2 protein-coding genes and 2 pseudogenes are annotated in these 4,244 nt (G+C 66.9%); all 4 read left to right on the forward strand.

Annotated elements, in window-relative coordinates:
- Positions 1 to 98 precede the first annotated feature (98 nt).
- Positions 99 to 2,125 (forward strand): annotated as a pseudogene (locus NT132_RS14310) (heavy metal translocating P-type ATPase).
- Between the two features lie 23 nt (positions 2,126 to 2,148).
- Complete coding sequence (locus NT132_RS14315; RefSeq protein WP_029266204.1) at positions 2,149 to 2,493, forward strand: metal-sensitive transcriptional regulator; 345 nt, start codon at positions 2,149 to 2,151, stop codon at positions 2,491 to 2,493.
- Positions 2,494 to 2,702: 209 nt separating this feature from the next.
- Positions 2,703 to 3,398: pseudogene (locus NT132_RS14320) on the forward strand (hypothetical protein).
- A 119-nt stretch (positions 3,399 to 3,517) separates the two neighbouring features.
- The coding region (locus NT132_RS14325) for an FAD-dependent oxidoreductase (protein WP_297790221.1) at positions 3,518 to 4,244 on the forward strand (727 nt) is incomplete at its 3' end.

A 4,244-nucleotide genomic window follows, 5' to 3' on the forward strand; every position in this document is an offset into this window, starting at 1 on the left:
CCGCGGCCACAGAAGACCCCCCCGTCCACACCCCTCACCACGACACCGCCGTGCACCACGACGGTCCCGATACTGCACCGCACGGAAGCGGCGCGCCGATGGGCCACCAGGGTCACGGCGAGCATGCCGGCCATGACGCACATGGTGGACACGACGCTCACGGTGGACACGGGGGTCATGCGGGGCATGGCGACCACGTCGGACAGTTCCGTCGCCTGTTCTGGATCATGCTGATCCTCGCCGTCCCCACCGTCGCGCTGTCGGGCATGTTCGCGATGATCCTCGGCTACACCCTCCCCGACATTCCCGGCCTGGCCTGGGTGTCCCCGGTACTGGGAACAGTGATGTACATCTGGGGTGGAAAGCCGTTCCTCGTCGGTGCTGTCGACTCGCCATCACCGTTGCGTTCATCGCCTCTTGGGGTGCGAGCCTCGGCCTGCTGCACCACGAGCTCGACTTCTGGTGGGAGCTCGCGCTCCTCATCGTGATCATGCTGCTCGGGCACTGGATCGAGATGCGGTCCCTCGCGCAGACCACGTCCGCTCTCGACTCCCTGGCCGCGCTCCTGCCCGACGAAGCAGAACGCGTCGAAGGTGACCAGGTCGTGACGGTCTCGCCTGCCGAACTCGTCGTCGGTGATGTCGTCATCGTTCGCCCCGGGGGCAGCGTCCCCGCCGACGGTCGCATCGTCGACGGTCGCGCGTCGATGGACGAGTCAATGGTCACCGGCGAGTCCCGCACCGTGACGCGCGGTATCGATGACCAGGTCACGGCCGGAACTGTGGCGACCGACTCCGGGCTGCGCGTGGAGATTACCGCCACCGGTGACGACACCACTCTCGCCGGCATCCAACGCCTGGTCACCGAAGCACAGAGCTCGTCCTCGCGCGCGCAGCGCCTTGCCGACACGGCGGCAGGCTGGCTGTTCTGGTTCGCTCTCGGCGCTGGCGTGATCACGGCGATCGTGTGGACGCTCGTTGGGCTTCCCGATGATGCCGTCATCCGCACCATCACGGTGCTCGTCATCGCTTGCCCCCACGCACTCGGTCTCGCAATCCCCTTGGTCGTCTCCATCGCCACCGAACGCGCCGCACGCGGTGGCGTACTCGTGAAGGACAGGCTCGCGCTGGAGAGCATGCGCACCGTCGACACCGTGCTGTTCGACAAGACAGGCACCCTCACCAAGGGCGAACCGACCGTCTCCGAGGTCTCAGTCGTCGAAGGCAACGACACCGACCGGGTGCTCGCCCTGGCCGCCGCCGCGGAGGCCGACAGTGAACACCCGCTCGCCAAGGCCATCGTCCGCGCCGCCGCCGACCGTCACCTCGACGTGCCCCGCAGCTCGGACTTCACCTCCTCTCCCGCAGTCGGCGTCACCGCGACCGTCGACGGGACCGTTGTACGGGTGGGGGGACCGCACCTGCTCACCGAGGAAGATGCGCAGGAGCTGCCCGTTGCCGAGCGGTGGCGCAATGACGGTGCGATCATCCTCCACGTGGTTCAGGACGGCCGTGTGATCGGCGCTCTCAAGCTCGCCGATGAGGTGCGGTCGGAATCGCGCGAAGCCGTCGATGCACTGCACGCGCTGGGTGTGCAGGTCGTGATGATCACCGGCGATGCCGAAGCCGTCGCGCACACCGTGGCCGAGGACCTCGGCATCGACCGTGTCTTCGCCGGCGTCCGACCGGAGGACAAGGCCGCGAAGGTGCAGGAGCTCCAGAACGAGGGACGCAAGGTCGCGATGGTCGGTGACGGCGTCAATGACGCCCCCGCCCTCGCCCAGGCCGATGTCGGGCTCGCGATCGGCGCCGGCACGGACGTTGCCATCGCCTCTGCCGGAGTCATCCTCGCCAGCGACGACCCCCGCTCGGTGCTCTCCGTCATCGAACTGTCCCGCGCCGCATACCGGAAGATGAAGCAGAACCTCTGGTGGGCCGCCGGCTACAACCTGATCTCCGTACCCCTCGCCGCCGGCGTCCTCGCCCCCATCGGGTTCGTGCTGCCGATGTCGGTCGGGGCGATCCTGATGTCCCTGTCCACCATCGTGGTTGCCCTCAACGCGCAGCTCCTGCGGCGACTCGACCTTCGCCCGGAAACCACGGCCCGCGCGATCCTCAACCGATAACCAATCCAGAACCGGAGACCACGATGACCGACACCATCGAGACCGACCAGGTCGAGTCCGACACCGCCTGCGAACACGGCGAACACGGCGAACACGGCTACATCACCGACAAAGCCCGCTATCTCGCCCGTCTCAAACGGATCGAAGGACAAGCCCGCGGCATCCACCGCATGGTCGACGAGGAGAAGTACTGCATCGACATCCTCACCCAGATCTCAGCGCTGACGAGCTCACTCCAGGGCGTTGCTGTCGGTCTTCTCGAAGACCATCTCCGCCACTGCGTCACCGACGCCGCACGTGCAGGCGGAGACATTGCCGAGGCCAAGATCACTGAAGCATCCCAGGCCATCGCACGCCTCGTCCGCTAAGCCAGCGAGGCGGCCCCGCGGATGCCTTCGATGCTCCTCGGATAGCTCTGGGCGAGTGGACGCTCAGGACTTTGCGCGCCTGTAGTCAAAGGCGCCGTCCTGACGCTGAGAATCGAGCAACTGATCGAGGATGCCATCGTGATCGATGACGGGCTTGGGCTGGCCATCCGGCTGCAGCCGCCCATCTAACCGAACGTGGCGTCGATGACGTGGTCGTCGAGCGTGGCTCCTCCGCTGGTGCTGCCGTGTCCGAGTGGGGTCATGCACGCCTCTTCTCAGGCTGGCCGGAGCTCACCGACACTGCAGCGCGTCGCCTGCTCGAGCCGACCGGGACGGCGCCGGCAAACGGCTACCCGACGGGGGCGGAGTGGGTGAGTGAGTACCTCACCCCACTCGTCGATGTGCTGGGTGACCGCGTCCTCTACGGCACAACGGTGACGGGAATCGCGCGGCAGGGGCGCGACAAAGACGTAGACAGCGGCCGCAAGGGCCAGCCATTCGTTGTGCACACGGTCGACCAGGACGGCTGCGATGGCCGTATCCTCGCCAGTGCTCGACGCCGTGGCCAGCATCGCCTCGGAGATCGACCCGAACATCCACTCCTGCGGCTCCGTCGGAGCCACCGGCGCACGCCAGCTCGCGCAGCCCGAGAAGGACCTGTTCATCGTCGGTGCGAAGTCTTATGGCCGCGCCCCCACCTTCCTGGCGCTCACGGGCTAGGAGCAGGTCCGCAGCGTCGCAGCTCACCTTGCCGGAGATCACGAGGCTGCGGAGCGCAACGAGCTCGTCCTTCCCGACACCGGGGTCTGCGGCGGTGCCGGCGGCTTCGACGCCGAGGGTGCCAGCTGCTGCGGCACGCCATCCGTACTGCGCAGATCGGCGCAAGGCCCGTCGGCGCAGTCTGACCGACCCACGAGAGGGCGACTTCCCGATTGGGAGGTCGCTTCTTGGCATCCAGGTGCAGTGTCCGTGAACTGTCTCGCCGCCGATTGCGCCTTACTTTGAAGAATGTCAATATAGATTCATGTCGAATCAACAGATTGAGCTGGTCATCATCGGATCGGGCCCCGCAGGCTTCACCGCCGCGATCTACGCGGCCCGGGCAAACCTCGCCCCGGTCGTTATCGCCGGTTCGGTGACCACCGGTGGTGCGCTGATGACGACGACCGAGGTGGAGAACTTCCCTGGGTTCGTCGACGCCGTCAACGGACCGGAGTTGATGGAGTCGATGCGTCAGCAGGCCGAGCGGTTCGGCGCCCGCATCCTCCTCGACGACGCAGTCAGCGTCGACCTCGACGGACCGATCAAGGCCATCGTGACTGGCGCGGGTGAGACGTTCCGTGCGCGTGCGGTGATCCTCACCATGGGCTCCGCCTATCGCAAGCTCGGGTTGCCGGATGAGGAGCGACTCACCGGCCGAGGCGTGTCCTGGTGCGCCACCTGCGATGGGTTCTTCTTCCGCGAGCAGGAGATCGTCGTCGTCGGCGGCGGGGACTCCGCGATGGAGGAGGCCCTGTTTCTCACCCGTTTCGCATGCAAGGTGACCGTCGTGCACCGTCGCGGCGAGGTCCGCGCTTCGAAGATCATGGCGCAGCGCGTGCTTGACCACCCGAAGATCGAGGTGGCATGGAACAGCGAGATCGCCCGGCTGAACGGCGACGAGAAGCTCGAATCCGTCACCCTCCGTGACACCGTCACCGGCACCGAGCGCGAGCTGGCGGCGACCGGTGTCTTCGTCGCGATCGGCCACG

This window comes from Microbacterium sp., assembly GCF_026393345.1.
Lineage (GTDB): Bacteria > Actinomycetota > Actinomycetes > Actinomycetales > Microbacteriaceae > Microbacterium.